A 4328-nucleotide genomic window follows, 5' to 3' on the forward strand; every position below is an offset into this window, starting at 1 on the left:
GACTTCATGTAGCGATGCCAGGCGTAGCCCGCCTCGGCGCCGAGCATCGGCAGTTCGGGCGCGGCCTGCGCGTTGCTGCGCTGGAGTTCGAGCCACGCCTGGGTCGAATGGCCGATTTCGGTATTCGGCACGCCGGTGTCCTGCGCATGGGCCGTTGGCGCCATCGCCAGCGCACCGATCAACACGCCGGCAAGCGCCACGCCCGCCAGCGTCGCCTTGCGTGAACGTGCCGTGGTCATCGTATTCTCAGTGTGGTTTGTTTTCATCGTCGCTCCCCTTCTTCCCCTGCTCTTTCCCCGTATGGCGCGGGCGTGTCGCCGCGCGCCCATCGTCATTGCGCGAAACGGTCCACCAGACGCGGCTGCACGTCGCTTCCAGGCCAGCCTCCCTGCGAACTCGCCAGCGCGCGCGGCACCGGCATGGCCGCGATCTTCGCGACACGCTGTGCTTCCTGCTCCATCGTTTCGCGGTGCTGCGCAACTTCGCGCGCGCGCTGCACGTCGCGCACCTTCTGCGCATCGCTCATGACCGCCGCACGCGCGGCGGCGGGCAGGCCTTGCTGCGCCATCATCGACTGCGCGTCGGCGTCGCTGCCGCTCGCCTCGAACAGCAGCGCCACGTTCGCGACGATCTTCGCGTTGTGCGGATCGAGTTCGAGCGCCTTGAGCAAGGGCACGCGCGCATGCGCCACATCGCCGTCACGCAGCAGTGCGTAACCGAGATCGGACAGCGTGGTCGCGTCGGTCGGGTCCAGCACCGAGGCCGCGCTCAATTCCTGCGCGGCCTTATGAAAGTCGCCCGCCGCGCCCGCAAGCAGCCCCAGGCCGCGATGCCCGCGCGCGGCGAGCGGCGTGTCGAGCAATTGCGCGTAGGCCGCCGCGCTGGCGCTCGTCTGACCAGTCACGCGCAACGCGTCCGCGCGCAGCACGATCGAATCCGGCGTCTTGCCGTACTGGCGCTCGAATGCGTCGATGTGCGCAAGCGATGCGTAGTAAAGCCCTTCGGCCTGCATGCGCGAAATCAGCCCGAGATACATGCCCGGCGTATCCGGCGCCGTATCCTTGCTGGTCGCCGCGCGCATCTGCATTTCAGCCTGGGCCTGCGCGCCGACGCCATAACCTTGCTGCGTTCCGCATGCGGCCAGCACACTCGCGAGGCTCACGCAGCCGGCAACGGCAAGCGTGTGGCGGGCGAGGACAGTGAAATTCTTCATGACGATTCCGGCCGTATTCATGGCATTCCGACGTTGAGCCTCAACGATGAATCTGCGAAAGCGAGTGCATCACGGCGATCATGCCGGGCCCCGCGGTGACGATCAGAAGCGCGGGCAACAGCGTCACCACCATCACGCCGGTCATGCGCACCGTGAGCTTGCCGATGCGCTCGCGCAGCGTAGCGCGGCGCACGTCGCGCAGCCGGTCGCCGAACTGTTTGAGCGGCTCCTGCACCGCGCCGCCGTGCTTGTCGACCTGCACGAGCAGGCGGATGACGGCGCGCAGATCCTCGTTCTCGTAAATCGAGGCCATGCGTTGCAACGATTGCTCGCGCGTGCGGCCCGTCACGAACTGGCGCTGCGCGATCTCCATCTCGCCCGCCAGCACCGGCAGCACCATACGGAATTCGTTGATCAGCACCTGCAGGCTCTGGTCAAGCGACAGCCCGACGCCTTGCAGCAGACGCAGCAGATCGACGAGCATCGGCAGTTCGTCGGCGACGGACTCCAGACGCGAATGCGCCCGCCGCACCACGAAAAATTTCGGCACAAAAAAACCCACCAGCAAACCGATCGCGCCGAAGCCCACCGGCTTCGAGTCGCTCGCAAGGGCATACCAGATGCCAAGGCCGGCGACGACCAATGCGCAGCCCAGCCGGACGACGCAATACATGCCGCGCGCGCGCGGATCGACATAGCCGCATTGTTCGATCAGGCGCCGGTCCTCGTCGGCGACAATCAGCTTGCCGACTGGCGTGTCGAGCCAGCGCACGCCTAATGCGCCAAGCGCGTCAAACATGCCTGGGAATCCTGATCGCTTGCGCGCGCCAGGTAGTGTATCGGTGCTGGTGTTCGCGGACGACGCGGCGTTGCCGCCCTGCGCGGAGCGGCCCGCATTGGCCGCAGCGCCCGTTGCCGCCGCCTGGACCGTGCGCGCCATCGCCTGTTCGAGCGTGCGCGTGCTCTTGCGCGCCACCACGATGCGCTGGCAGGCCAGCGCCGCCAGCAGCGCGACGCCGAGCGCGGCCAGCAACAGGGCGAGCACCTCGAGGGCGTGCGGGTTCATATCGCCCCCTTGAGCCGCGTGAGACGATGCAGAAAGAACGCGCCGCCCACCTGCAGACCCGCCGCCAGATAGACCAGCTTGCGTCCGCCGGTGTCATTCCACATCGACCCGAAATACACCGGGTTCGTCAAGATCAGAAAGCCGGCAATGGCGATCGGCAGCAGCGCGAGCACCCAGGCGGAAAGCCGCGTTTCCGCCGACATGGCAGTCAGTTCCCGCTGCGCCTGCTCCAGGTCGCGCATGAAGGTCGCCATGCGTTCCAGCATCACGTCGGCGCGGCCGCCGTAACGCACAGACAGGCGCAGCACCGCGCCCACGAGTTCGAGCTCCCTGGCCTGATAGACCTGCGACACCTGATGCAGCGCGCGGTCGATTTCGACGCCTGAGCGCAGCATGCGCGAGACGTGATCGAGACATTCGCGCAGCGGCGCTTCAGTCGTCACGAGCGCCGCCTGAAACGCCGCCGGCACGCTATTGCCGAGCACGATCAGGCGCACGATGCCGTCCAGAAACGACGGCAGTTGTATCACGAGCCGCGCGCGACGTCGTTGCATGCGCAACGAAAGTGCAAAGGCGACAAACGCCGTCACGACCGCCAGCATCGCGATGGCCGCCGCCGCCCCGCCGAGTATGAACGCCCACAGTGTGAGCGCGAACGCAACAAAGCCGATGAAGGCCAGCGGCTTGCGCGCATCGACGATCCCCGCACGGCTCAAGGTGTGCTGGAACGCGAGCGACAGACGCAGCCGCCAGCGCTGCAACGCCGTCGCCGGTGCGGCGTTCGCAGCAGCCGCAGCCCCGCCGGCCGGCGCAGCACCGCCGCGTGTCGCCGTATTGCCGCCCACGAACGCCGCACGTACCGCCTCGTTCTTCTGCGCGTGCCCCTTCGGAGCTTGAATACCCGGTGCGACTGCTCCACCGAAACCACCCGCGCCGAGCGCGGCCGCAGGCGCACCCTGGCTCGCGGCCGCCACACGGCTGTCGACGAAGCGCGACACCCGCTCGCGCGACGTGCGCTGCTGCGCGCGTTGCCAGAGCATCAGCCCGGCGCCCGCGCACAGCAGCGCGAGCCCCACGGCGAGCGCAAGCATGCTAGACATTGAATCCTCCGTCACGCCCGCCGCCGAAGCCAAAATTCGACGACGCCGACACGGCCTGGCGGAAGCGCGCGAGCTTCGGCGAATGCGGATGGATGCCGAGCGAATCCCAGCGGTCGAGTTCTTCGCCGTCGGGCGTCGTGGACGGCTCGTAGCGATACAACTCCTGGGTGGCGATGATGTTGTCCGCGAGCCCGGTTACTTCGGTTACCGAAAGAATCCGGCGGCGGCCGTTGGACAAGCGCCCGATCTGCACGATGAAGTCGATCGCGTTGGCGATCTGGCGGCGCAGGCTGTTTTCGGTGCCCTGAAAACCTGCGAAGCCGGCCAGCATTTCAAGCCGATAAAGACACTCGCGCGGCGACGACGCGTGCACCGTCGCCATCGAACCATCATGGCCGGTGTTCATCGCCTGCAGCATTTCGAGCACTTCGCCGCCGCGCACTTCGCCCACGATGATGCGGTCGGGACGCATACGCAGCGTGTTGCGCAAGAGGTCGCGGATCGTCACCACGCCCGTGCCGTCGAAGCCGCCAGGGCGGCTTTCGAGCCGCACCACATGCGGGTGGTTCAGCGAAAGCTCGGCCGTGTCCTCGATCGTCACCACGCGCTCGACATCGGGGATGTAGAACGCGAGCGCGTTGAGCAGCGAGGTCTTGCCCGAACTCGTGCCCCCCGACACCAGGATATTGCAGCGCGCCTGCACGGCCGCTTCGAACAGCGCGCCAATTTCAGTACCAAAGGTGCCGTTGCTCACCAGATCGTCGGGACGCAGCGGGTCCTTGCGGAACTTGCGGATGGAGACGATCGGCCCGGCCAGCGACAGCGGCTCGATCACGACGTTGATGCGGCCGCCGTCGGGCAGGCGCGCATCGACCATCGGATTCGACTCGTCCAGGCGACGACCGATCGGCGCGAGAATGCGTCGCACGATCCGCAGCAAGTGGGCGTT

5 protein-coding genes are annotated in these 4328 nt (G+C 67.1%); all 5 read right to left on the reverse strand.

The window, feature by feature from the left end:
* A partial coding sequence (locus VG320_RS04550) for a DUF3613 domain-containing protein (protein WP_327198955.1) occupies nt 1-239 on the reverse strand: 239 nt, incomplete at its 3' end.
* A 92-nt stretch (nt 240-331) separates the two neighbouring features.
* Nucleotides 332-1213, reverse strand: coding sequence for a pilus assembly protein (locus VG320_RS04555; protein ID WP_327198956.1), 882 nt, complete (start codon nt 1211-1213; stop codon nt 332-334).
* A 40-nt stretch (nt 1214-1253) separates the two neighbouring features.
* Nucleotides 1254-2279 (reverse strand): type II secretion system F family protein, encoded by a 1026-nt coding sequence (locus tag VG320_RS04560; protein ID WP_327198957.1) that lies wholly within the window; start codon nt 2277-2279, stop codon nt 1254-1256.
* Nucleotides 2276-3379 carry a type II secretion system F family protein gene (locus VG320_RS04565; RefSeq protein ID WP_327198958.1) on the reverse strand — a complete coding sequence of 368 codons (1104 nt, stop codon included), beginning with the start codon at nt 3377-3379 and terminating at the stop codon, nt 2276-2278. Before VG320_RS04565 ends, VG320_RS04560 begins: the two co-directional genes overlap by 4 nt.
* Nucleotides 3372-4328: CpaF family protein (locus VG320_RS04570; RefSeq protein ID WP_327198959.1), on the reverse strand; the 957-nt coding region annotated here is incomplete at its 5' end. The genes VG320_RS04570 and VG320_RS04565, both read right to left, overlap by 8 nt.

The organism is Paraburkholderia sp. (assembly GCF_035948235.1).
In the GTDB taxonomy this organism is placed as follows: domain Bacteria; phylum Pseudomonadota; class Gammaproteobacteria; order Burkholderiales; family Burkholderiaceae; genus Paraburkholderia.